At 62.9% G+C, this 24115-nt stretch carries 19 protein-coding genes; 15 read left to right on the top strand and 4 right to left on the bottom strand.

Features of this window, described 5'->3' with window-relative positions; all coding sequences use genetic code 11:
* Positions 1–44: 44 nt before the first annotated feature.
* From PQR08_RS16580 to PQR08_RS16545, 8 genes are all read left to right on the top strand, one after another.
* Positions 45–2834 (top strand): ATP-dependent Clp protease ATP-binding subunit, encoded by a 2790-nt coding sequence (locus PQR08_RS16580; protein ID WP_250486618.1) that lies wholly within the window; start codon positions 45–47, stop codon positions 2832–2834.
* Positions 2835–2906: 72 nt separating this feature from the next.
* Positions 2907–3287 (top strand): TraR/DksA family transcriptional regulator, encoded by a 381-nt coding sequence (locus PQR08_RS16575; protein ID WP_250486617.1) that lies wholly within the window; start codon positions 2907–2909, stop codon positions 3285–3287.
* Positions 3288–3401: 114 nt separating this feature from the next.
* Positions 3402–4277, top strand: coding sequence for a glutathione-dependent disulfide-bond oxidoreductase (yghU, locus tag PQR08_RS16570; protein ID WP_250486616.1), 876 nt, complete (start codon positions 3402–3404; stop codon positions 4275–4277).
* Between the two features lie 3 nt (positions 4278–4280).
* The gene (locus PQR08_RS16565) at positions 4281–5171 is read left to right on the top strand and encodes a LysR family transcriptional regulator (protein ID WP_408161822.1); all 891 of its coding nucleotides are present in this window, start codon (positions 4281–4283) and stop codon (positions 5169–5171) included.
* 103 nt (positions 5172–5274) lie between these two features.
* A complete protein-coding gene (locus PQR08_RS16560; protein WP_408161820.1) occupies positions 5275–6291 on the top strand; it encodes a succinylglutamate desuccinylase/aspartoacylase family protein in 1017 nt (338 codons plus the stop codon).
* An 18-nt stretch (positions 6292–6309) separates the two neighbouring features.
* Complete coding sequence (locus PQR08_RS16555) at positions 6310–7638, top strand: MFS transporter (protein WP_250486614.1); 1329 nt, start codon at positions 6310–6312, stop codon at positions 7636–7638.
* Positions 7638–8480: an MBL fold metallo-hydrolase gene (locus PQR08_RS16550; RefSeq protein ID WP_250486613.1), complete on the top strand. Its 843-nt coding sequence runs from the start codon at positions 7638–7640 to the stop codon at positions 8478–8480. Before PQR08_RS16555 ends, PQR08_RS16550 begins: the two co-directional genes overlap by 1 nt.
* 330 nt (positions 8481–8810) lie before the next feature.
* A complete protein-coding gene (locus tag PQR08_RS16545) occupies positions 8811–10046 on the top strand; it encodes a glycosyltransferase family 87 protein (RefSeq protein WP_408161817.1) in 1236 nt (411 codons plus the stop codon).
* 13 nt (positions 10047–10059) lie between these two features.
* Here PQR08_RS16545 and PQR08_RS16540 read toward each other — a convergent pair whose 3' ends face one another.
* Complete coding sequence (locus PQR08_RS16540; RefSeq protein WP_250486611.1) at positions 10060–11481, bottom strand: aldehyde dehydrogenase family protein; 1422 nt, start codon at positions 11479–11481, stop codon at positions 10060–10062.
* A 102-nt stretch (positions 11482–11583) separates the two neighbouring features.
* Between PQR08_RS16540 and PQR08_RS16535 the strand changes: the two genes are divergently transcribed.
* The 3 genes from PQR08_RS16535 to PQR08_RS16525 all read left to right on the top strand — a co-directional run bounded on the left by PQR08_RS16535 (position 11584) and on the right by PQR08_RS16525 (position 15885).
* Entirely contained in the window at positions 11584–12531 is a 948-nt protein-coding gene (locus PQR08_RS16535; protein ID WP_250486610.1) for a LysR family transcriptional regulator, read from the top strand.
* Between the two features lie 205 nt (positions 12532–12736).
* Positions 12737–14038 carry a porin gene (locus PQR08_RS16530; RefSeq protein ID WP_284509166.1) on the top strand — a complete coding sequence of 434 codons (1302 nt, stop codon included), beginning with the start codon at positions 12737–12739 and terminating at the stop codon, positions 14036–14038.
* 101 nt (positions 14039–14139) lie between these two features.
* On the top strand, positions 14140–15885 hold the full coding sequence (locus tag PQR08_RS16525; protein ID WP_408161815.1) for a tannase/feruloyl esterase family alpha/beta hydrolase: 1746 nt from the start codon (positions 14140–14142) through the stop codon (positions 15883–15885).
* Positions 15886–15897: 12 nt separating this feature from the next.
* Here PQR08_RS16525 and PQR08_RS16520 read toward each other — a convergent pair whose 3' ends face one another.
* The 3 genes from PQR08_RS16520 to PQR08_RS16510 are packed head-to-tail and all read right to left on the bottom strand — an operon-like array spanning position 15898 to position 20212.
* Positions 15898–17214 carry an MFS transporter gene (locus tag PQR08_RS16520; protein ID WP_250486607.1) on the bottom strand — a complete coding sequence of 439 codons (1317 nt, stop codon included), beginning with the start codon at positions 17212–17214 and terminating at the stop codon, positions 15898–15900.
* Between the two features lie 53 nt (positions 17215–17267).
* Positions 17268–18461 carry a CaiB/BaiF CoA transferase family protein gene (locus tag PQR08_RS16515; protein ID WP_250486606.1) on the bottom strand — a complete coding sequence of 398 codons (1194 nt, stop codon included), beginning with the start codon at positions 18459–18461 and terminating at the stop codon, positions 17268–17270.
* Positions 18458–20212 carry an acyl-CoA dehydrogenase family protein gene (locus PQR08_RS16510; protein WP_250486605.1) on the bottom strand — a complete coding sequence of 585 codons (1755 nt, stop codon included), beginning with the start codon at positions 20210–20212 and terminating at the stop codon, positions 18458–18460. The genes PQR08_RS16515 and PQR08_RS16510 overlap by 4 nt, the downstream gene beginning before the upstream one ends.
* A 140-nt stretch (positions 20213–20352) precedes the next feature.
* On the opposite strand from PQR08_RS16510, the gene PQR08_RS16505 reads away from it, so the two are divergent.
* The 4 genes from PQR08_RS16505 to PQR08_RS16490 all read left to right on the top strand — a co-directional run bounded on the left by PQR08_RS16505 (position 20353) and on the right by PQR08_RS16490 (position 23973).
* Positions 20353–21228 (top strand): LysR substrate-binding domain-containing protein, encoded by an 876-nt coding sequence (locus PQR08_RS16505; protein WP_250486604.1) that lies wholly within the window; start codon positions 20353–20355, stop codon positions 21226–21228.
* A gap of 487 nt (positions 21229–21715) precedes the next feature.
* A complete protein-coding gene (locus PQR08_RS16500) occupies positions 21716–22786 on the top strand; it encodes a lipopolysaccharide biosynthesis protein (RefSeq protein WP_250486603.1) in 1071 nt (356 codons plus the stop codon).
* Positions 22787–22958: 172 nt separating this feature from the next.
* Complete coding sequence (locus tag PQR08_RS16495; protein WP_250486602.1) at positions 22959–23414, top strand: hypothetical protein; 456 nt, start codon at positions 22959–22961, stop codon at positions 23412–23414.
* A gap of 28 nt (positions 23415–23442) precedes the next feature.
* Positions 23443–23973, top strand: a complete 531-nt coding sequence (locus PQR08_RS16490) for a hypothetical protein (protein ID WP_250486601.1) — start codon at positions 23443–23445, stop codon at positions 23971–23973.
* Positions 23974–24115 lie beyond the last annotated feature (142 nt).

Raw genomic sequence — 24115 nt, 5'->3', positions numbered from 1 at the left:
GTTCGGGCCGGGCATCGACCGTCCTGAACATGGAGATAACGATCATGGCTGCCCTTTGCGAAATTTGTCATGCCCGGCCCGCGGTCGCACAAGTGACCGTCGTGCAGAACGGCCAACGCAAGTCGATGTCGATCTGCGAATACGACTACCGCCAGTTGATGCGGCATCAAAGCATGCTGAACCCGTTCGATTCGCTGTTGGGCGGCGGTGGGCTGTCGCGCCTGATGGGCGGTATGCCCGATGCCGGCGATGAGAACGACGAAGAAGACATGGTGGCCTCGGTGCCGCGCGATTCCGTCGATGTCACCGATGCCTTCAGCGAGCAGACGATGGAACTGCTGCAGCGTGCCGCGGAAAAAGCACACGAACTGCAGAAGACCGAACTCGACACCGAACAGGTGCTGTACGTACTCGCCGATACCGACGTCGTTCAGGCGCTGTTCAAGGAGTTGAAGCTGTCGCCCGACGACATCAAGCGCTATATCGACGAGCACGCGCAGAAAGGCAAGGCGGAGCCCGACGCGCCGGTCGAGAAGATGACGATCTCGCCGCGTCTCAAGAAGGCGTTCCAGTACGCATTTCAGGCGTCACGCGAACTCGGTCATTCTTATGTCGGTCCCGAGCATGTGCTGATCGGTCTCGCTTCCGTGCCCGACAGCATCGCGGGAACGCTCCTGAAGAAATACGGCGTCACGTCCGAGGCCTTGCGCCAGAAGGTGGTGAAAGTCGTCGGCAAGGGCGCGGAAGACGGGCGCGTCGATACACCTACCGGCACGCCGACACTCGACAAGTTCGGCCGCGATCTCACCGCGATGGCGCGGCAAGGCAAGCTCGATCCTGTGCTCGGGCGCGCGCAGGAAATCGAGAGCACGATCGAAGTGCTCGCGCGGCGCAAGAAGAACAACCCGGTCCTGATCGGCGAGCCGGGCGTCGGCAAGACGGCGATCGTCGAAGGACTCGCGCAGCGCATCGTCAATGACGACGTGCCCGAGGATCTGCGCAACAAGCGGCTCGTCGAGATCAACATCAATTCGATGGTCGCGGGCGCGAAGTATCGCGGTGAATTCGAAGAGCGCGCCAAGCAGCTCATCGACGAGATTTCCGCGAAGCAGGATGAGTTGATCGTGTTCATCGACGAGCTGCATACGATCGTCGGCGCGGGTCAGGGCGGCGGCGAAGGCGGACTGGATATCGCAAACGTGCTGAAGCCCGCGCTCGCACGCGGCGAGCTGAGCCTGATCGGCGCGACCACGCTCAACGAGTATCAAAAGTACATCGAGAAGGACGCGGCGCTGGAACGGCGCTTTCAGCCGGTGCTCGTGCCCGAGCCGACGGTCGAGCAGACCATCGTCATCCTGCGCGGCTTGCGCGACAAGCTCGAAGCACATCATCAGGTGACTTTCGCCGACGATGCGTTCGTCGCGGCGGCGGAGTTATCGGATCGATACATCACTTCGCGTTATCTGCCGGACAAGGCTATCGATCTTATCGATCAGGCGGCGGCGCGGGTGCGCATCCGTTCGAAGTCGCGTCCGCCCGAGATTCAGGAACTCGAAGCGGAAATCGCGCAATTGAAGCGCGAGCAGGATTACGCGTCGTCGCGCAAGCGCTTCGATCAGGCGAAGGGCTTCGAGGAACGCATCAACGAGAAGCAGGCGAAGCTCGATGAACTGACCGAAGCGTGGCAGCGCAAGACCGGATCGGAGACGCTCGAAGTGACGGTCGCATCGGTCGCGGAAGTCGTGTCGCGTCTCACGGGCATTCCCGTCACCGAGCTCACGCAGGAAGAGCGTCAGAAGCTGCTCGACATGGAGAACAAGCTGCGCGAGCGCGTCGTCGGACAGGACGAAGCCGTTGTCGCCGTCAGCGATGCAGTGCGTCTCTCGCGCGCGGGCATGGGTCAGATGAACCGGCCGATCGCGACGTTCCTCTTTCTCGGCCCGACCGGCGTCGGCAAGACCGAACTCGCGAAGGCGCTCGCGGAAACCGTGTTCGGCGACGAACAGGCGGTGATTCGCATCGACATGTCGGAGTATATGGAGCGGCATGCGGTGGCGAGACTCATCGGCGCGCCGCCGGGATATGTCGGTTATGACGAGGGCGGTCAGTTGACCGAACGCGTGCGCCGCCGTCCGTACAGCGTGATCCTGCTCGATGAAATCGAAAAGGCGCATCCCGACGTGAACAACGTGCTGCTACAGGTTTTCGACGATGGCCGCCTCACCGATGGCAAAGGTCGCGTGGTCGATTTCAGCAGCACGATCATCATCGCGACGAGCAATCTCGGCGCATCCGTCATCATGGATAACCTCGAGAAGAGCGACAAGGAACGCGACTCGGAGAAGGCCATGCGCGCGAAGCTGATGGACGTGCTCAAAGGCCACTTCCGTCCGGAGTTCCTGAACCGTATCGATGAAATCATCGTGTTTCATGGGCTTTCGCGCGAGAACATCCGCTCGATCGTGCAGATTCAGATCGATCGCGTCAAGCGCACCGCCGCGGCGCAGGACATTACGCTCAAGGTTCAGGAGCCGGTTATCGATCATCTCGCCGATGTGGGTTATCGGCCCGAGTTCGGCGCACGCGAACTGAAACGCCAGATTCGTCAGGAACTGGAAACGCATCTCGCGAAGGAGATTCTCGGCGACAAGCTGAAGTCAGGCGATACGGTCGATGTGAGCTTCGACAATGAAACCGACAAGGTCGCGTTCACCAAGGTCGAAGCCCCGGCGCAATCGAAGGAAAAGGAAAAGGAAAAGAAAGCCAGACCCGCCGCGAAGAAAAGCGCGACGAAGGCCGAAGGCAAGAAGGAATCCGCGAAGAGCGAAAGCTGATCGCCTGCATGAAGCGAAGGCGGCGCTGTCGGCCGCCTTCGCTTCCAGTCATTTCTTTCATGGAGCATGAACATGGCCAGTCAACAAAGCGGCTTAAGCGACGACTTCATCGCGAAACAACGCGAGCGTCTGCTAACGCTGAAACGCGAATTGCTCGGCAACGAGGAAGGCGGCATAGCGGCCGAGCGTCGGTTGCAGGAAGAGCGCGGTTCCGAAGCCGAAGAGTATGAGGACGATGCCCAGCGCATGGAGCAGGACATCGCGAATCAGGCATTGCGCGACGTGAACGACGGGCGCATCGGCGATATCGAGCGTGCATTGGCGAAGATCGCGGACGGCACTTACGGTCTCTCGGACGAAAGCGGCGTGCCCATTTCAAAAGCGCGCCTCGACGCGATGCCCGAAGCCATACTCACCGTCGAAGAACAGGAAAAGCGCGAAGCAGGCCGATGACGCTGCGTCATGCCGCGATACGCGCTGATCGTACCAGGCGCGGTTGAGCACGTTTGCCGTCGAACTGCTAACCTCGGGCGAATTCAATCGAATTTGCAACGAGGAGCGTGAAGCATGAGCGCATTGCCCGAGTACGTGCCGCCGGCCGTGTGGACCTGGACCAAGGAAAGCGGCGGACGTTTTGCCAGTATCAACCGGCCGATCTCCGGACCGACGCATGAGAAGGCGTTGCCGGTCGGCCGTCATCCGCTGCAGCTCTATTCGCTGGCGACGCCCAACGGCGTGAAGGTCACGGTGATGCTCGAAGAGCTGCTCGCGCTCGGCCATCGCGGCGCGGAATACGATGCGTGGCTCATTCGCATCGGCGATGGCGATCAGTTCGGCAGCGGCTTCGTGGACATCAATCCGAACTCGAAGATTCCGGCGCTGGTGGATCGCAGCGGCGCGACGCCCGTGCGCGTATTCGAATCCGGCGCGATCCTGCTCTATCTCGCGGAAAAGTTCGGCGCGTTGGTGCCCACTGACCCCGCAAAGCGCGCGGAATGCCTTTCGTGGCTCTTCTGGCAGATGGGCAGCGCGCCGTATCTCGGCGGCGGCTTCGGGCATTTCTATGCTTATGCGCCGAGCAAGATGGAGTATCCGATCGACCGCTTCGCGATGGAAGTGAAGCGTCAGCTCGACGTGCTCGACAAGCGTCTCGCGGACAGCGCGTATATCGCCGGCGACGCGTACACCATCGCGGATATCGCAATCTTTCCGTGGTACGGCGGTCTCGTGAACGGCTGGCTATACGATGCGGCCGAGTTCCTTTCCGTCCACGAATACAGGCATGTGCGACGCTGGGCCGACACCATCGGCGCGCGTCCCGCCGTGCAGCGCGGGCGCATGGTCAACCGTACCTTCGGTGAGCCATCGACCCAGTTGCACGAGCGCCATGACGCGTCCGACTTCACCACGCGCACACAGGACAAAGTCGCCACGGAAAAGTGAGGCATGGAACTGCGCCATCTGCGCTACTTCATCGCGGTCGCCGAACTGCGCAGCGTGCGCGCCGCGTCCGAGCATTTGCATGTCACGCAGCCCGCCATCTCGCGGCAGATTCAGGATCTCGAAGAGGCCATCGGCGCAACGCTTTTCGAGCGCACACCGCGTGGACTGAAGCTGACGCCCGCGGGCATCGCGTATCTGAGTGAAGCGCGCGATATCCTCGCGCGCGTCGATGCGGCGAACCGGCTCGCGCATCGCATCGCGTCGGGCGTGCAGGGGCATTTGCGCGTCGGCTTCGTCGAGAATGCGTCGTGGAGCGGGCTGGTGTCGTCGGCGCTGAGCGCATTTCAGCAATCCGCAAGCGACGTCGCCCTCGAATTGCAGCCGATGAACACGCCCGAGCAACTCGACGCCATCGCGGCCGAGCGTCTCGACGGCGGCTTTTGCTATCGCTTCGGCGCGTTGCCCGAAGGCTTCGCGAGCGTGCCGCTGCTGGAACAGGGCGTCGTGCTCGCGGTGCCCGACGCGTGTCCGCTCGGCAAGAACGGGCCGGTCAAGGCGGTCGAATTGATCGGGCTGCCCTTCATCGCGTTTCCACGGCATGTGTATGCCGCGTATTACGACCGCCTCGTCTCCGCTTGCGCCGAGCGCGGTCTCACGCTCGATATCCGTCAGGAAGCCTCCACCGAAACCGCTATTCTCTCGCTCGTCGCGGCGGGCGTCGGCACGGCGCTCGTCAATGCGGCCAATCGCGATCGTCCGCCCGCTCGCGTGCGATTCGTCGACATAACGGATCTCTCCGTGCGTCTGCCGCTGGAATTCTGCTTTCTCACGCAACACGGCAACGCGGCCCTGCAGCGTTTCATCGATCTGCTGAGAGCGCATCGGCCCGAGTAGCCGCGATGCCTGCGAGGCATCACCTGCCGCATGAAACGGCATTGGCCACGCGCTTTATCGTCGGCAATAGTGGAGTCGAACTCACTCGACTCGAACTCCGCTCATGTCAACGATCCCCTCGCTCATCGCCACCGATATCGACTACGAACGCATCGGCTTTCAAACCGGTACATTGCGTTTGCCGTGGTCGCACGACCGCTCCGCCTACGGTCATATCCCGATTCCGCTCGCCGTCCTGAATGCGGGCGATGGTCCCACCGTGCTGCTCACGGGCGGCAATCATGGCGACGAATACGAAGGCCCCGTCGCGCTGATGAAGCTGATGCAGCGCATGCCGGAACTCGCGATTCGCGGCCGGCTGATCGTGATTCCCGCGCTCAATATGCCCGCGTTTCTCAACGGCTCGCGCACGTCGCCCATCGACGGCGGCAATCTCAACCGGCTCTTTCCGGGCGCGCGCCACGGCAAGCCCACGGAGATGATCGCGCATTACATCGAAACCGAATTGCTGCCGCGCGCGGATGTCGTCATCGATCTGCACGCGGGCGGCGCTTCGTTCGATCATGCGCCGACGCTGCTCGCTTCGCCGCCATCGAAGAACGATGAAGAACGCCGCGCGCGCTATCTCGATCTCGTGCGTGCGTTCGGTGCGCCGAACACGATGGTGATGGACCTGCTCGGCGAAGACCGCACGTTCGCGGCGGCAGCCGAGCGTCACGGCAAGCTCTTTCTATGCGGCGAGTTCGGCGGTCACGCGGGCTGCGATGTGGCCAATCTCGCGATCGTCGAACATGGCTTGCAGCGCGTGCTGCAGCGTCTCGGCGTCTTGCACGACGCGCGCATCACGCCCGCACCGGCGACGCGCTATTTCCGCGTCGAGGGCGCGCAGCACTATGTCTACGCGCCGCATGCGGGCGTGTTCGAAGCCGCCTTTGCACTCGATGACGATGTGCGCGCAGGCCAGCTCGCGGGCCGTCTCTTCGATCCGCACGAGCCCTGGCGCGCGCCGCGCGAGATCGCGTTTCGCGGCGCGGGCCGCGTGATGTGCGCGCGCACCTTCGCGCGCGTCGAAGCGGGCGATTGCATCGCGCTCATCGCCGCCGAAACCTCTCTCGACTGACACTCAAGGAGCACACGCATGAGCGCTCATCCCCTGCCCGCGCGCGCGGACACGTCCATCGACGTGCGGCATCCGACGTATATCGTGCTGTTGTTCTTCGTCTGCTTCGCGTTCTCTTATCTCGACCGGCAGATCGTCAGCATTCTCGTGCAGCCGATCAAGCTGACGCTCGGCATCACGGATACGCAAATCGGCTTGCTGCAAGGCTTTTCGTTCACGATGTGCTATGCGACAGCGGGCGTCTTCGTCGCGCGTCTCGTGGATCGCGCCAACCGCGTGCGCCTGATCGCGGTGTGCGTCGCGATCTGGGCGATATCGACGGCGCTCTGCGGCTTCGCGACCAGCTTCGCGGAACTGCTCGCCGCACGCGCCGGCACCGCGATCGCAGAAGCGGCGCTGAGTCCCGCGGCGCTTTCCATCTTCAGCGACATCTTTCCGCCGCGGAAGGTCACGCGTGCGAGCAGCGTGTTCATGCTCGGGCCGTATATAGGCGGCGGGCTCGCGCTCTTCGGCGGCGGCATGCTGCTTTCCGCGACGGGCGGCGACACGAGCGCGCGGCTCGCGGCGCACGGCTTTACGCCGTGGCAGGCGGTGTTCGTGCTCGTCGGTCTGCCGGGTCTCGTGCTGGCGGCGCTTGTCGCATTCACGGTGCGCGAGCCCGCAAGACATGAAGCCGATGAACGCATGCACGCCGACGATGATTCACTGCCCTCGCTGCGCGAAGTGCTCGTCGAACTTTTCGTGCGCAATCGCTTCTGCGCGCCCTACTTCGCCGCGTATGTCGCGCTCATCACGTTGTTCTATTCACATGCCGCGTGGTTTCCGACGCTTTTGATGCGGCATTTTCATCTCGCGCCATCGGAGGTCGGCAAGATGGCCGCGCCTGCCTACATGATCGGCGGAATGATGGGCGTCGCGGCTGCGGGACTGCTTGCGGGGCGCGTCACCGATGAACGCACGCTGCGAAAGGTGCTGTCGATATCGACGGGCGCGGTGGCCGCGCTCGTGCCCGCCGCGATCGCGATGCCGCTCGTCGCTCACAGCACGCTCGCGATCATCCTGTATGGCGCTTGCGCACTGGCCGCGAGCATCGCGATGGCGCTTGCGCCCGTGCCGCTGCAGATCGCCGTGCCGAACCGCATGCGCGGCCGCTCCATCGCCTTGCTCGTCTTCATGACCAACGCGATCAGCGGCGGTCTCGGACCGCTCGCGGTAGGCTATCTGAACGAACGTCTCGGCGGCCCGCAAGCGCTCGCGATCGTCGGCGGAAGCGCGGCGCTCGCGAGTGCATTGCTCTATGCGCTGGCGACGGCTCGCATATCGGCCGCGCGAAAGGAGGCTTGCTGATGAACCATCACGCATTCAGTTGCCGTATCGGCGACATGACGATAACGCGCATCGACGAAACGGCATTCGCGCTCGCGCCGGATAAACTCTATCCCGATTGGGACGATGAATTGGGCACGGACGCAATCGAACTGCGCACGCATCTATGGGTGATCGAGCGTGACGGGCTCGTGTTCGTCGTCGATACGGGCATCGGCAACGGCAAGTCGCGTCCCTTCAGCGCGCTCTTCGACCAGCTCGACAATCCCGTGCTCGAACGCTTCGCAGCCGCCGGTTTCGATCGGCACGAGGTCGATTATGTTTTGCTCACGCATCTGCATGTCGATCATGTCGGCTGGAATACGCACTGGGAGGACGGACATTGGGCGCCGGTGTTCCCGAACGCGACGCATGTGTTCGGCGAACGCGAGCGCGCATTCTTCGATACACCCGGCGGCGAGCCGCGCCGCATGGTCTATGCGGACAGTGTGCTGCCCCTCATCGATGCGGGCCTCGCGCGCACGATTCCCGACGAAGGCGCGACGCTGATCGAAGGCGTTCGCTTCGTGCCGACATTCGGGCATAGCGCGGGACATATGGCGATCGAAATGCAATCGAACGGCGAGACCGCAATTTTTTCCGGCGACGTGATGCATAGCCCGATTCAGGTCTCGATGCCGCATTGGAGTTCGGTGTTCTGCCAGCAACCACAGCACGCGCGTGCTTCGCGCGACTGGCTGCTGAATCGCGCGGTCGAATCCGAAGCCGTTGTGTTCACCGCACACTTTCCTCAGACATCAGCCGGGAGAATCGAAGAAACGGTGAATGGCTTCGCGTGGCGTTTTCTTGCGGCGAACGATTGACGCGTCTCATAAGGACTTAATAAATTCCTGCGACCGGCACGAGTGCATAAAAATAAATGCACGTCATCCCTTTTTCAATAATGATCCAACCGTTGCAGTGCGCAAAAACACGATTGACGCCGCCCCGGCGATGCTGTCACGATTCGTAGGCCGTAAGGATCTGCTATCCCGTCTGACTTGTTTTCATGAGACGAATAGCGGATCGATCCCGAAGATCCTGATTACAGCGTCCTTACTACGCGATAGCCGACATACGGGAGAACGTCCATGCTGAACGCTCGGGCTGGCGCCAGATCCACCGATAACATCCGGATCATTGCGGCTTTTCTCATGCTGATCGCAGCGGGGTTTCTCGCGATCCGCATGGTCATCATCTACCACTATTCGCTGACCTATGTGTCCGATCATGCACGGGCCTTCAGCGATTTCAATTTCTACTATTACGCGTTCAGCACCGTGCTGAACGCGCCGCACGATCCATCGCTCATCTATAACAACGAGCATCTGGTTGCCTATCTGTCGAATCTCGGCGCCAACCTGGACGACATCCTCATCTATTGTTATCCGCCGCAGTTCGCGGTGATCTTTTCTCCATTCGCGTTGTTGCCGTCGTTCACCGCGAAACTCGTCTGGGTCGCGATGTCGGTGGTGCTGTGTATCGTCGGCGCGATTCTGCTTGCGAAGATGTCCTATCGCGGTGAAGACAGGCGCGTGACCGCGCTGCTCATCGCGGTGACGTTGTTGAGCTTTCCGGTGCTGCATGACGCTTATCTCGGGCAATCGAACCAGCTTCTGTTCTTTCTGCTCGCGACGCCGTTCTTCCTGATCGAACGCGGCAATCGCTGGCTGGCGGGCCTTTTTCTCGCATTTGCAGTCGTGTTCAAGGTGACGCCGCTCGCGGTCGTCGGCCTGCTGCTGTTGCGACGTGAATGGCGCACGGTGATATCGACGGGCGTCTGTGCGATCGCGCTCACGCTCTTCACCGCAAGCAGGCTGGGCTTTCGCGTGATCTGGGAGTACCTGACCGTCGAGATCGCACGCGCGCAAACGCAGATCCTCAGCGCGGGCGGTCTGCCCGGCAATAGCTCCGTGCGCGGCGCTCTGCAGACGATATCGGAGAAGCTCGGCATGCCGGCATCCGAGGCAACGCTTCACACAACGCAGACGATCTTCGCCGTAATCATCTGTCTGTTCGCATGCTATCTCGTGATCCGCCGCAGTCGCGAAAGACGCATGGACTACGCGCTCGCCTGCATGACGATGCTGCTCGCCGCGCCGATCCTCGAACCGATTCACATGGTCGTCGCGCTGATTCCTCTGGTGATTCTGCTCGGCACGGCGCTGGAGCAACGCGATCTGCAACTGTCCGCGCTCGCGCCGCGTGTGGAGTTGTTCCTTCTCGCAATCGCGGTGCTCCTTCTGTTCTTCATGGAGCGGTCCGCTATGTACACCGTCTCGGCGCTGATTACCTACGTGCTGTGCGTCGCGCGTTATTTCCCGCCCGCGACGGCGCTCCGGCGCAATCGGAACGCGGACACCGGCGCATTCGACTCGCGGATTGCGTGAGATTTACGAGAGCTTAGCGCACGCCTAGCAACGCCTTCGGTTCGAGAAACGCCTCGATACCGAAGGTGCCGTATTCGCGCCCGATACCCGACTGCTTGAATCCGCCGAACGGCGCGGCCGGTTCGTGCGCGAGCGTATTCACGAGCACGCGCCCCGCCTCGATGCGCTCCGCCACCGCATTCGCGCGCGCGGCGTCCGATGAAGCGACGTAGGCTTGCAGGCCATACGGCGTATCGTTGGCGATCGCGATCGCATCCTCGGTATCGCCGTAAGCGATGATCGACAGCACCGGACCGAAGATCTCCTCGCGCGCAATCGTCATGTCGTTCTTCACATCGCTGAAGATGGTCGGACGCACGAACCAGCCCGCATCGACGTTATCCGGACGCCCCTCGCCGCCCGCGATCAACCGCGCGCCCTCGTCGATGCCGATACGGATATAGCGCTGCACGCGCTCCCATTGCTTGCGGCTCACCATCGGACCGATGCTGGTTTGCGGATCGCGCGGATCGCCTGATCGAATCTTGCCGACCGCATTCACGATCCTGTCCTCGAATTCCGCGAGCCGCGCGCGCGGCACCAGAATGCGCGTGCCGGCAATGCACGCTTGCCCGCTGTTCATGAAGCCCGCGTCGAGTGCGAGCGGCACGGCTGCGTCGAAGTTCGCGTCGTCGAGCACGATCATAGGAGACTTGCCGCCGAGTTCCAGCGTCACGCGCTTGAGCGTATCCGCGGCGGTGCGCAGGATCGTCTTGCCGACAGCCGTCGATCCGGTGAACGACAGCTTCGCGATATCGGGATGCTCGCTGATCTCCGCGCCGACGGTTTCGCCACGTCCCGTGACGATATTGAACACGCCCGCGGGAAGCCCCGCTTCATGCAGCGCTTCGGTAACGACGCGCGTCTGCATCGCGCTCATCTCGCTCGGCTTGATGACGGCCGTGCAGCCCGCCGCAAGCGCGGCCGCGAGCTTGCCGCAGATGAAACCGGCATCGCTGTTCCAAGGCGTGATCAGTCCCGCGACGCCGAGCGGCTGCATGACGACCTTCGCCGTACCGGCTTCGCGCACGAACGAAAACGTTTCGAGCACCTTCGCCGCTTCGAGCAGCACGTTGCCCGCGTGCTGCGCCATCCAGCGCCCGCGCGACACCGGCGCCCCGTATTCCGCGACGATCGCCTCGAAAAGCTCGTCCTCTTTCGCGACCACGGCGGCATGCATGCGCTTCAGCATGTCGATGCGCTCGCGCTTGTCCGTCCGCGAGAACGCGGGAAATGCGCGCTTCGCGGCCGCGATCGCATCGCGCGCGTCCTCGGCATCGGCGAGACGCACGCGACCGATGACCTGTTCGGTGGCCGGATTGTAGAGGTCGAAAAGCTCGCTGCCGTGCGGCGTAACGAATGTGCCGTCGATGTAGATCTGGTCGATGTAGTGCATGTCCGATTGGTCCGATTCGATGTAGTCAGCCCAAAGATAAGGCGCTTTCATTGATTCGACTAGACGTACAATCCGGCATGACCTCTTGAGCGATTTAGCATAATGAAAACGTCCGGCCTCGCCGAACTCGAAGCCGTGCTGGCCGTCTCGCGACATCGCAGCTTCCGCGCCGCCGCGAGCGAACTGAACGTATCGACGTCCGCGCTCAGTCATTCGATCGCCGGGCTCGAAGCGCGCATCGGCGTGCGGCTCTTCAACCGCACGACCCGAAGCGTGTCGCTATCCGAGGCCGGCGCGCAGTTCGTGCAGAACGTGGCGCCCGCTCTGTCGACCATCCGCGATGCGCTCGAACAGGCCGGCAGCTTTCGCGATACGCCGTCGGGCACGTTGCGCATCAACACGTCGGTGGGCGCGGCGCATCAGGCGATGCCGGTCTTCGTCGCGTTTCTGCAGCGCTATCCCGACATGAAGCTCGATATCGTCACCGAAGGACGTCTGATCGATATCGTCGTCGAAGGCTTCGACGCGGGCATCCGTTTGCTCGAAACCGTGCCGCAGGACATGATCGCGGTGCCCTTCGGCGAGCGTCAGCGTTTTGCCGTTGTCGGCAGTCCGGCGTACTTCTCGAAGCACAAGCCGCCGCGCACGCCCGCCGATCTCGCCGCGCATCGCTGCATTCGCAGCCGGATGCCGAGCGGGTCGATCTATCAGTGGGAGTTCGAGCGGCACGGTCAGACGGTGCGCATCGACGGCGACGGCGCGCTGACGCTGGACGAACCGGGCATGATGCTGGCGGCGGCGCGCGCCGGGCTCGGTCTCGCCTATCTGACCGAATGGAATGTCAGCGCGGATCTCGCGGCAGGCGCGCTCGTGCGCGTGCTCGAAGAATGGACGCCGCCGCTCGACGGGCTATGCCTCTACTATCCGGGCCGACGTCATGTGCCCGCCGGCTTGCGCGCCTTGATCGACATGATCCGCGAATATGCCGATGCGAATCGCAAGCGCGCGACGCCGAACAGGAAGCGCAGGCAGCCCAATTCAAAGGCTTAACGCCGTCATCAGTTTTGTTTATCGCGATTCCGGCATCGGTTCCATCGAACATTGCGTGGGCGCGCTCGCTGCGCAAGGGTTCCGCGTCATCGCGACGCTGCCTTGCACTCGACGGTCGGGCCTCATCCACAGGTTAACCCTTTCTTTTTGCGCTCCGTGAACGGCGTACGTTCGAACCCGCGGGCAAATGGGCGCGTTGCGCGTCATGCCATCGCGTCATCAATCGAACGACAACGATGAGGGGTGTTCAAGAGTGAAAGGTCAACTGAAGCCATTGAGTGTGGGCGTGCTGTTGTATGCGGCTGCCGTCGCAACGCCGGCATTCGCGCAAAGCAGCGTCACGCTGTACGGTATCGTCGACGATTCGATCGTCTACCAAAGCAGCCAGACGAACCTGAACAGAAGCACCCCGGGCCGTTCGAACGTCAAGATGGCGTCGGGCATCTGGGCGGGCAGCCGTTTCGGCTTGAAGGGCGCGGAAGACCTGGGCGGCGGCAACAAGGCCATCTTCCAGTTGGAATCGGGTTTCGACATCAACAGCGGGCAACAGCAGTTCACCAACGCGATGTTCGGCCGCCAGGCATGGGTCGGTCTGACGAACCCGGGCTACGGTACGCTGACTCTCGGCCGCCAGTACACCTCGTACTACACGCTGCTCTCGCCCTATAGCCCGACGAACTGGCTGACCGGCTACTTCGGCGCGCACCCGGGCGATCTGGACGGTTTGGACACGATCTACCGTGCGAACAACTCGGTCGTCTATACGTCGCCGAAGCTCTACGGCGTGACGGTGAGCGGTTCGTACTCGTTCGCGGGCGTGCCCGACAGCGTGTACCAAGGTTCGACCTGGTCGGCGGCGATCCAGTATCAGCAAGGCCCGATCGGTGGTGCGGTGGCGTTCTCGCGCATCAACAACGCGGCCAACGGCGGCGGCTTCTACAGCGGTCAGTCGACCACCATCAACGATACGACGAGCACGACGGGCGGCGGCCAGGCGGGCGTGTCGGCGGTGACGGCTGGCTATCAGCGCGCACAGGCTCAGCAGCGCTTCGCGGTTGCGGGCGGCTACCAGTTCAACAGCGCGTGGGACATCTCGGTCACGTACACGAATGTTCAGTACATCCCGGGCGTGAACTCCGGCTTTACCGACGAAGCCGTGTTCAACACGGCCGGCACGGTGCTGCACTGGAAGGCGACGTCGGCATGGGACTTCGCGGCGGGCTACAGCTACACGTGGGCGAGCAAGGCGAACGGCATCAACGACGCGGCTTCGTACCATCAGTTCAATCTGTCCCAGTACTACTCGCTCTCGAAGCGCACGGGCCTGTACGCACTGGAAGCGTTCCAGCGTGCGAACGGCAATACGCTGTTCTACCCGAACAACAACGCGCCGACGACCCCGCGTCAGGGTGCAGCGATCGCGACGATCGGCGATGGCTTCCAGGGCGCGCCTTCGGCATCGCGCAGCATGTTCGCAGCGGGCGTGGGCATCATCCACCGCTTCTGACCAGAACGAATCGTTTCGCTTCGAGCGTCCGATCGCCTGCACGCGTCGTCGTGCGGGCGATGCGAACGCGCGCCATTCAAAAGGAAGTCAAGGAGATAAGCATGAGAGCTCTGGATCCCAGGCGATTACTGACATTGCTGGCCGCGTGCATCGTGGCCGCCACCGTCGCGGCATGCGGCGGCGGTAGCAGCAGCACAGGCGGCGACAGCGCCGCGAAAACACCGTTGGCCGTGGTGAAGCCTGTCGTCGATTGTTCGAAGCTGGCATCGATCGATCTCAGCGATATCGGCGGCGGCGGAAGCACCATCAGCTCGGCCACGGTCACGGCCGCGACCGTGAACGGCGCGACCGTCAACTTCTGCACGGTGAAAGGCACGCTCGCGCCGTCGAACACGTTCGAGGTCGCGTTGCCGGTCGACTCGTGGACGCAGCGTTTCGCCGAGCTGGGCTGCGGCGGCCTGTGCGGCAATCTCAGCGATCCGACCAAGCAAAGCTCGTTCAGCTTTAGCTATACCTGTCCGCTCGTTCAGCAAGGCGGCTTCGTCACGGCGGCTACCGACATGGGCCACTCGGGACAGAGTTCCGCATGGACGACCGATCCGCAGAAGCAGGCCGACTTCGCGTATCGCGGCCAGCACATCACGACACTCGCCGCGAAGAAGCTGATCAAGGCGTACTACGGACAAGAACAGAAGTACTCGTACTTCGTCGGCTGCTCCGATGGCGGCCGCGAGGCGCTGATGGCCGCGCAACGCTATCCGTCGGACTACAACGGCATCGTCGCCGGCGCGCCTGCTGCGCACTTCCAGATCCAGAACTCGCTCTATCACGGCTGGAACGTCGAATCGAACAGCACGACGGGCACGAGCGCCGGCAAGGCCGTGCTCTACGCCGACAAGGCTCAGGTGCTGCACAAGGCCGTCGTCGCCGCATGCGGCGGTCAGGCAAGCGTGGCCGATGGCCTCATCGCCGATCCGCGCGCGTGTCATTTCGATCCCGCGACCATTCAATGCGCGGCCAGCGCGGCGAGCACGAGCAACTGCCTGAGCGCTGCGGAAGTCGCGACGGCGAAGAAGATCTACAGCGGCCCGAGCGATGCGAACACGAACATGCTCATGCTGGGCGGCTCGCCGCTGTACGGCTCGGAAGCGAACTGGATCGGCGTCGAGGTGCCGACATCGAACTCGACGGATGCGCCCGTGCCCGTGACGAGCCTCTTCAGCTACATGATCGTGACCGGCGCGTATAACCTGATCTTCACGGGATCGCCCACGATGCCGAACATCGACACGTTCGGCTATACCGACGCGAGCTTCTATCCGAACTATCTGCAGACCAACCATGCGCTCAACGATGCGACGAGCCCGGATCTGTCGGCGTTCAAGAATGCGGGCGGCAAGCTGATTTTGTGGCACGGCTGGGCCGATCAGCATATCTCGCCGCTCTTCACGATCCGCTATTACCAGGCCGTGAAGGACACGATGGGCGAAGCCAGCGCGAACGAATTCTCGCGCCTGTATCTGGTGCCGGGCGTGGGTCACTGCGGCGGCGGCGAAGGCTTCCCGAACATCGATCTCGTATCGCAGATCACCGGTTGGGTCGAGCAGAGCACCGCGCCGAATGCCGTCATGACCTATCAGACCGATGCGACGACGAGCGCGGTGACGGCATCGCGTCCGGTCTATCCGTATCCGGCCGTGGCGAAGTTCAACGGCAACGGCGACTGGCATGACGGAGCGAACTGGGCTCAGGGCGCGCCGCTGTATAACGATCCTGCGCCCGCGTGGGCAGGGGCGAGTTTCTATACGTCGTATAGCCCGAAGACGCAGGGGGTCGCGGCGCCGTAAGCAGCTACGCCATCACTCCATCATCGCCATTGTTGCGGCGGCGCGCGTATGCACCCTGCGCCGCTGCAATCCGAGCAGACACACGAGCGATACGGCCGCGAGCGAGCTGTAGAACAACGCAAGCGGCCACCACTGGCCCGGCCACGCATGCGCGAGCACGGTGCCGATGAGCGGCGTCAATCCACCCGCCAGCGCCGCGCATGACTGATACGAGAGCGAGATGGCCGAATACCGCACGCCGACATCGAACGCGTCGGTCATGAGTCCGGCCATCACCGCATACGAACTCGACATGCACATCACCGCGATCGCGATACCGATGACGATCGCAACAGGCCGTCCCGTCGACACGAGCACGAACATCGGATAAGGCGATAGCATCGCGAGCCCCGCGGCCCATGCGAGAAAGCGATTCGCGCCGACGCGCTGCGCGATCCATCCCGACGCGAGCTGCGTGAAGAGCTGAATGAACGCGACGACGAAGAGACAATCGAGGACCAGCGCGCGTTCGAGGCCGAGCGTTTCCGTCGTGAAGCTGAGCATGAACGTGTTCACGAACCACGCGCCCGCCACGCCGATCACATTCGCGCCGAGACACAGCAGCACCGTGGGCCATGCGTTGCGCAATACATCGACGACGGGCAGGCGCGCGGGCTTCTGCCGCTCGCTATACGCGGTGAACTCCGGCGATTCCGCGACGCGCGCACGAATGAACACGCCGACGACAAGCAGCAGCGCGCTCGCCATGAACGGCACACGCCAGCCCCAGTCGAGCAGCGCCTCGCGCGGCAGATGTCCGACCGTGCGAAACGCGAGCAACGCGAGAATCAGGCCAGCGGGACTGCCGAGTTGCGCGAACGATGCGAGAAACGTCCGCTTGCCTTGCGGCGCATGTTCGCCTGCCATCAGCACCGCGCCGCCCCACTCGCCGCCGATCGCGATGCCCTGCGCGACCCGCAGCAACACGAGCAGCGCGGGTGCGAGCGCGCCGGCGGTCGCATAGGTCGGCAGGAAGCCGATGCCTACCGTACCCACGCCCATGATCGCGAGCGTGGCGACGAGCGCCTTCTTGCGGCCCACGCGGTCCCCGAGATGCCCGAACACGAGCCCGCCGAATGGCCGCGCGAAGAAGCCCACCGCGAAGGTGCCGAACGATGCGAGCGTGCTGTAGAACGCATCGCCCGATGGAAAGAATAGCTTGCCGAACACGAGCGCCGATGCGGTCGCGTAGATATAAAAGTCGTACCACTCGATCGTCGTGCCGAGGAACGCGGCGAACGCCGCGCGGCCGGGCTGGCGGGCCGGGCCGCCGTGAGCATTGCTGTGCATGAATCGTCTCCTGTTGATGACCGGTCTGCGTGCCGGTTCGTCCGTTCGGTTGTTTAGCCCTTCAGTACGCCCGCTTCGAAAAGGCGCTGCTGCGTGGCCGCATCGATGCCGAGTGTGTCGAGCACCTTGCGCGTGTCGCCGCCCAGCACGGGAGGCGGCGTGCGATACGTCGCGGGCGTGCGCGACAGCTTGATCGGCGTGCCGGTGCCGCGATACGCACCCAGCTCGACGATCAGCTCGCGATGCAGCGTATGCGGATGCGCCGCGACGGCATCGACGGTATGCACCGGGCCACATGACACGCCGCCGCGAATCAGCGCCGTCGCGAGCGGCTCGCATTCATGCGGTTCGAGCAATGCTTCGAGCGCTTCCTTCAACTCGCGGCGATGCGCGCAGCGGCTCTTGTTATCGATGAAACGCGGATCGCCGGCGAGCGCGGGCGCGTCGAGATGCGCACAGAGCTTCGCGAACTGACGATCGTTGCCCACCGCGAGAAAGATCGGCGCGGTGCCCGTGCGATAGCTGTCGTACGGTGCGATGTTCGGATGCGCATTGCCGCTGCGCTGCGGCGTGCGTCCGTTGCCGAAGTAGTTCGGCAGATGCGGATGCAACAGCGACACGGCGCAGTCATACAACGCGATATCGAGGGACTGCCCGCGTCCGCTCTTTTCGCGTTCCGCGAGCGCGAGCAGAATACCGGCCAGCGCGTTGAGACCCGTCACCATGTCGACGACCGGAAGACCGACGCGCTGCGCCGGACCATCGCGTTCGCCGTTCACGCTCATGAGGCCCGCCATCGCCTGAATCGCGGCATCGTATCCCGGCAGGCCGCCGAGCGGGCCATCGGGACCGAAGCCCGACACCGCGCAATGAATGAGGCGCGGAAAGCGCTTCGAGAGATCGCGCTCGTAATCCATGCCCCAGCGCGCGAGCGTGCCCGGCTTGAAATTCTCGATGAGCACATCCGCACCTTCGAGCAGTCGCCACAGCACCGCGCGCCCTTCCTCGCACGACAGATCGACGCAAATCCCCTGCTTGTTGCGATTCACGCCGACGAAGTACGACGCCGTCTCGCCGACGAAGGGCGGCCCCCAGCCGCGCGTTTCATCGCCGCCCGGCGGTTCAAGCTTGATAACTTCGGCGCCGTGATCCGCGAGCGCCTGCGTGCAGTACGGGCCGCCGAGCACGCGGCTCAGATCGATCACGCGCAGGCCGTGCAGCGCGCCATGAATACGTGCCGTGGTCATCGTGCGTCTCCTTCGCGTCGCGGCAGAAGCGTCATGGCTTCGTCGATGGTGACGGGCGTTTCATCGACGAGCTTGCGCAGAAGCGGCGCGTCGTCGCGCACGTCATGCGGCGCGAGCGGATCGCGCGGCATCAGCTTGTGACGCACGATGAGATGCGCGAGCGCGAGTCTGCGATGATCGGGCGCGACGCGTGCGGCTTCTGCCGCCATGAGCACGGCGGTCGTCGCGTGATAGAGCGCGCTCGCCGCCTCGCGCACGGATTCGTCGCGGCGGCATTCGGCGACGCTGTCGAGCGCGCTGCATGCGCGTGAGAACACATCGCGCAACATCGCGAAGCTCGCCGATGGCAACGCGCAATCGTCAAGCATCGCGCCAACGTGCTGCGCGAGCGCATCGAGCGCGCCTTCGCGACGCGCGGCCCGCGCGACATCGAGCGCGACGATATTGCTCGTGCCTTCCCAGATCGAGCCGAGATGCGCATCGCGCACGAGACGCGGATCGGCCCATTCCTCGATATAGCCGACACCGCCGCGCACTTCCATTGCATCACCCGTCACGCGGCGCGCATCGCGGCATGCGCGGAACTTGATGAGCGGCGTGAGGATGCGCACGCACTTCGCCGCGAGCGCATCGCCGCGATCCGCGCGTGCGAGCAGCGTCGCGATCTGCATGAACATCGAGCGCGCCTGTTCCGCGGGAAGCATCAGCTTGAGCAACTGGCGCTGCATGAGCGGCATGTCGATGAGCTTGCGGCCGAACGCCTCGCGATTTCGCGCGACGTGCAGCGCTTCGGTCAACGCGCGACGCATGAGCCCCGCCGCGCGCACACCGTTCGACAGCCGCGACATGTTGATCATGTCCGCCATTTGATGAAAGCCGCGCCCTACTTCGCCGATGAGATACGCCTGCGCGCCTTCCAGCACGATCTCGCCGCTCGCCATCGAACGGCTGCCGAGCTTGTCCTTCAGCCGCACGATGCGATACGCATTGCGCGTGCCGTCTTCGCGCGTCTTCGGCAGAAGGAAGAGAGCGAGGCCCTTGATGCCCTCGGGTGCGTCGTCGGGGCGCGCGAGCACCATCGCGAGATCGGCGTCCGCGTTCGAGCAGAACCATTTGTCGCCCGTGAGCGTCCACACTTCATTGCCGTGTGCATCGACGCTGCGTGTCGCGCGTGTCGCGATGCGTCCGACATCCGAGCCCGCCGCCTGCTCGGTCATGAACATCGCACCTTGATACAGCGTGTCGAAGTCTTGCGATGCGAGCATCGGCAGATAGCGCTCGATCAACGCCTTCGTGCCGAAGCGGCGCAAGGTGCGCGTGAGCGAATCAGTCATGCTGACGGGGCAGCACAGGCCGAACTCCGCCTGCACGAAGAGATACGTGAGCGCGTACTTGACGAGCGGCGGCGGCGCGTTCTCACGATGACTCATCGCCGCTAGACCGAGTTCGGCATACGCGACGCGTTCGAGCGCGACGTAATCCGGATGCTTGTCGATATGCTGCAACGCTTCGCCCCGCCGCGTGCGCTGACGCAATTCCGGCGGATGATGATCGGCATTGGTCGCCCATACGTCGAGTTCATCGGATGCGCGCTGACCGAGATCGACGAGTTGTTCTTCGATGTCGCGATACACCGTCTCGCCGAGATAACTCTTCAGCAGCGCGCCGAACGACGGATCCCTGTTGAAGAAGTTGATGCCGCGGCTGTCGGGAATGTTGGACGTGCCCGCATCGGGACGGATGTCTTGCATGAACTGTCTCCTGGCTTTTGTGCGGCGCAACCCGCGCTGCGCCATCCTTGAAACCAGACTACGTTCGCTTTCGATAACCGTCCAATACAATTGCTGGCACGTACGATAAGATCTGTTTATCGTAGCGCCGGAGAAAACCGATGGAACTGAAGCAGCTTCGCTATTTCGTCGCGGTCGCCGAGGAACTGCATTTCGGGCGCGCAGCGCGCCGGCTTTTCATTTCCCAGCCGGCACTGAGCTTCGATATCCGTCGTTTCGAAGAACACCTCGGCGTGAAGCTTCTGGAGCGCAGCAACAAGTCCGTGGCGCTGACCAATGCGGGGCACGTATTGCTCGGTGAAGCGCAGCGCCTATTGCAGCAGGCCGAGGAAGTCGCGCAAGTGACGACACGTTCGGCGCACGGACTCGCGGGGCGTCTGCGCATCGGCTTCGTCAATTCGATGCTGTATCGCGGCTTGCCCGAAGCCGTGCAGCGCTTCGAAGCCGATCACCCTTCCGTCGAAATCGTGTTGAAGGAGATGAACACGGCGGAACAGGCGCGCGCATTGCAGCAGTTGAATATCGATCTCGGTTTCGCGCATTGGGGACACTTTCCCGCGGAGGTCGAAAGCCATCTATGGTCGTCGGAAGCGTTTCTGTGTTGCCTGCCGGTCGATCATCGGCTTGCGAAACGAAGGCGCATCGAGCTGAACCAGTTATCGCGCGATCCGTTCATTCTCTTTCCGCGCGCCGTGTCTCCGCACTATCACGATCAGATCATCGCGACGTGTGTCGATGCGGGCTTCAGTCCCACCATTCGTCACGAAGCGCGCTTGTGGCAGACCGTCGTGACAATGGTCGAGTTCGGTATGGGCGTGGCGCTGGTGCCGCAGGCGCTGGCGAAGACGCAATCGCAACGCGCCGTCTTCAGGCCGCTTACGCGCAATCCGTTTCCTTCGCAAATCCTGCGATTGACGCGCGCCGAAAGTCATTCGGACGTCACGCGGAGCTTCGTGGCGTTTTTGCGGAAGTCATAGGGGCTTTACGTTCGGCGCGCGCCTCACTTCCCCATAGAAACGGTTACGTGCAAAGAGACAAAACGTAGAAGGGACTGTTCGAAATCTCACTACAGGCAAGATGTTTTTTCTGATGTCCGGTTTACTTCCACATCAGAACAAAGTAATCTTGCCTCGCTGAGTTGATACCGGCAACGCATGTCCCGCGTAGAAAGCAATTCGCGTCATCGTCAGCAATTTTGACGTCCCCGACATGCAGTCGTTGCACATGCTACCGATGCCAGGCGCTCGAATCGAGCCTGTCATCTTCGAGCGCGCGCCAGATATCTGGCGGCGGTCCCGCTATCCGATCTCTGCACTGCCCCTGAATGTTCTGGCGCACCGTCTGCGCCTCGTGCTGCAAATTACATCAGGCAGTCGTTCGGATTACTAACGATACTTACCAATCACCTCAGATGCGCAACGCACGCGACCGCTGTGCGCATCCCGGTTGGTCAAACTCATCGATATGAACAGTTCTGCCCTTCCCGTCCTTTCCCAATCCATCGCAGCGGCGCTCGTCGCAAGCATGATGCTTGCCGCTTGCGGCGGCAGCGACAGCCCCGCCGACACCGCATCGACCGGCAAGAGCGCCGCATCGCCGAAATCCACCGCGAAAGCCGCCAGCGGCAGCGGTTCGATCTTCTACGGCGCGAACGGCCATAACAGCAACGGTGGCGCATACGACTTCACGAGCGTACAGACGCAGCTCGCGCAGTTGCAGGATCTCGGCGCGACGATCTATCGCAATGACGTCTACAGCCAGACATCGGCGAACATGGTCGCCGGCGTCGCGAAGACGATGGAGGAAGGCGGCATCACGGTGTATCCCGTGATGCTCGTGAACCTCAACTACGACAGCGAGGACGACGCCTACAACGCGGGCTTCAAACTCGGTCAGCAAACCGCGAACAGCTATCACTACAAGTACTACGAGGTCGGCAACGAGCTGGAGGCGAAGGCGCTCATCGGCAATGTCGATGGCACCGTCTGGTATCAGTACAACAACTGGTCCTACACGCTCGCGCGCGGCGCGATCCGCGGCCTGATCGCGGGCGTGAAGTCCGTCGATGGCTCGGCGAAGATCGTGCTGGGCGGCACATGGATGCACACCGCGTTCTTCCAGATGCTCGCGGACGGCTCGCAGCCGGATGGCACCTGGGGACATCCGGCCGTGAGCTGGGACGTCACTTCGTGGCACTGGTATTCGAACGAAGGCGACATCACGCATGCCTGCGGCGGCACGGGATGCCATGACGTTCTCCAGATGCTCCACGACATGGGCAAGCCGATCTGGATCAACGAGTTCGGCGTGCGCCCGGACTTCGGTTCATACGATCAGATCGCGACATACATGACCGGCAATCTGATGATGGCGCAATTCGCGAGCGTCGCGTCGAAGTACAACATCCAGTCGATTCAGGCTTTCCAGCTCTATGACGATGGCGAAGGCGCCTACGGTCTTCTCGAAGGCGACGGCGTCACGAAGAAGGCCGCATACTGGGCGTATAAGGCCTTCGTACAGAACCACCCGATGTAAGTCGATCGGCGGCAAGAAAAGAAAAAGTTGCCGCCGAATTAATAGCTTGAAATAACCTGCACGATTGGCGCTTTGCTCCGCATATCGAATCGCGGCGCATAGCGGGAAGATCTCGATGCGTGATGTCCGCCGTGGACATCATGCCCATCTTCCTTCGACACTACGCCAAGTCATGCAAGCTCAACCTTCAGGCAACCTCCGTCTCCTCTCGATGCGTCGCGCGCTCGTCGCCGTATCGCTCATTGCACCGATGTTTTCCGCATCCGCCGAAGATCTCCCCGACGTTTGCTCCGCGCTGCAGACGATCGTCGATGCGCCCTCATTCGATACGCTCGCCAAGGGTCGCGCGCTGATGCCGGCCGCTTCGCCCGGCCAGGGCGTATGCCGCGGCAGCGCGCATGTCTATGACTGCCGCTGGCGAGCGCATTGGGGCCCGGACGGCGTCGTGGGCGACCCGCTGCAGGAACTGGGCGCGGACATCGCCGCCTGCTTTCCCGACGTGCGTCACGACGTGAACACGGCAACGCGCCAGCACTTCGCGCTGCGCAACGCGACCAGCAAGCAGGTGACCACGATGACCGCCACGATAGAAACACCTAACACGATGCGCCTGCGCATCGTCCGCTGAGTTTCCGATCGCGGATGACGGCGAGAGCATGTTCAGAACGCACGTTTCTCGCGCACTCCTTGCTGTCGGCGCGGGTGCGCTTTCCGGCTGCACGTGGACGCTGATCACCGCCGCCGATGCCGCGGGCTCGCTGGTGCAGGCGGGCTTCACGGTTGCGTCGAACTACTCTTCGCCGACTTCGGTGACGGGGCCGCCCACCACGCTGCAATCCGTATGCATCGAATTGAATCAGAGCGTGGCGACGGGCGATTTCGTGCCCGTGCTGCAAGTCGCATTGCGCCGGCGCGGCGTGAATTCAGTGGTCTACAACCCCGGCACGTCGCCGCCCGGTTGCGAGGCGATGCTCGTCTACGGCGCAACGACCAGTTGGGACCGGCGCGCGTTTTCGAGCGAGCCGGTGTCGTATTTGTCGGCGATCGATCTGACGCTCGTGCGGCATGGGCAGATTCTCGTGACCGCGCGTTATGACACGAATGGTCTGAACATCGACCGTTTCGCGAGCGCGCGGCAGAAGCTGGATGCGCTGGTGGACCGGATGGTGGTCTCCCGCACACAGTAAGGCGCGCTTTCCTTACGGCATCTTTCCGATGCGATTTCGCGCGTCGAAGCAATGCTAATCTGCCCACGCTGTAGTTGTTGACCGATCCCTCTTGCGGCTCGCCATTTGTTTTCTGGCGAGCCGTCTTTTTTTGGTCTGGCTA

The sequence above is a fragment of the Caballeronia jiangsuensis genome (genome assembly GCF_046030135.1).
Lineage (GTDB): Bacteria > Pseudomonadota > Gammaproteobacteria > Burkholderiales > Burkholderiaceae > Caballeronia > Caballeronia jiangsuensis.
This window is presented reverse-complemented; position numbering and strand designations above follow the sequence as displayed.

Excerpts from the sequence above, each read along its gene's own strand:
- PQR08_RS16580 (WP_250486618.1), top strand. The coding sequence starts at position 45 with ATGGCTGCCCTTTGCGAAATTTGTCATGCCCGGCCCGCGGTCGCACAA.
- PQR08_RS16575 (WP_250486617.1), top strand. The coding sequence starts at position 2,907 with ATGGCCAGTCAACAAAGCGGCTTAAGCGACGACTTCATCGCGAAACAA.
- yghU (WP_250486616.1), top strand. The coding sequence starts at position 3,402 with ATGAGCGCATTGCCCGAGTACGTGCCGCCGGCCGTGTGGACCTGGACC.
- PQR08_RS16565 (WP_408161822.1), top strand. The coding sequence starts at position 4,281 with ATGGAACTGCGCCATCTGCGCTACTTCATCGCGGTCGCCGAACTGCGC.
- PQR08_RS16560 (WP_408161820.1), top strand. The coding sequence starts at position 5,275 with ATGTCAACGATCCCCTCGCTCATCGCCACCGATATCGACTACGAACGC.
- PQR08_RS16555 (WP_250486614.1), top strand. The coding sequence starts at position 6,310 with ATGAGCGCTCATCCCCTGCCCGCGCGCGCGGACACGTCCATCGACGTG.
- PQR08_RS16550 (WP_250486613.1), top strand. The coding sequence starts at position 7,638 with ATGAACCATCACGCATTCAGTTGCCGTATCGGCGACATGACGATAACG.
- PQR08_RS16545 (WP_408161817.1), top strand. The coding sequence starts at position 8,811 with ATGCTGATCGCAGCGGGGTTTCTCGCGATCCGCATGGTCATCATCTAC.
- PQR08_RS16540 (WP_250486611.1), bottom strand. The coding sequence starts at position 11,481 with ATGCACTACATCGACCAGATCTACATCGACGGCACATTCGTTACGCCG.
- PQR08_RS16535 (WP_250486610.1), top strand. The coding sequence starts at position 11,584 with ATGAAAACGTCCGGCCTCGCCGAACTCGAAGCCGTGCTGGCCGTCTCG.
- PQR08_RS16530 (WP_284509166.1), top strand. The coding sequence starts at position 12,737 with ATGCCATCGCGTCATCAATCGAACGACAACGATGAGGGGTGTTCAAGA.
- PQR08_RS16525 (WP_408161815.1), top strand. The coding sequence starts at position 14,140 with ATGAGAGCTCTGGATCCCAGGCGATTACTGACATTGCTGGCCGCGTGC.
- PQR08_RS16520 (WP_250486607.1), bottom strand. The coding sequence starts at position 17,214 with ATGCACAGCAATGCTCACGGCGGCCCGGCCCGCCAGCCCGGCCGCGCG.
- PQR08_RS16515 (WP_250486606.1), bottom strand. The coding sequence starts at position 18,461 with ATGACCACGGCACGTATTCATGGCGCGCTGCACGGCCTGCGCGTGATC.
- PQR08_RS16510 (WP_250486605.1), bottom strand. The coding sequence starts at position 20,212 with ATGCAAGACATCCGTCCCGATGCGGGCACGTCCAACATTCCCGACAGC.
- PQR08_RS16505 (WP_250486604.1), top strand. The coding sequence starts at position 20,353 with ATGGAACTGAAGCAGCTTCGCTATTTCGTCGCGGTCGCCGAGGAACTG.
- PQR08_RS16500 (WP_250486603.1), top strand. The coding sequence starts at position 21,716 with ATGAACAGTTCTGCCCTTCCCGTCCTTTCCCAATCCATCGCAGCGGCG.
- PQR08_RS16495 (WP_250486602.1), top strand. The coding sequence starts at position 22,959 with ATGCAAGCTCAACCTTCAGGCAACCTCCGTCTCCTCTCGATGCGTCGC.
- PQR08_RS16490 (WP_250486601.1), top strand. The coding sequence starts at position 23,443 with ATGTTCAGAACGCACGTTTCTCGCGCACTCCTTGCTGTCGGCGCGGGT.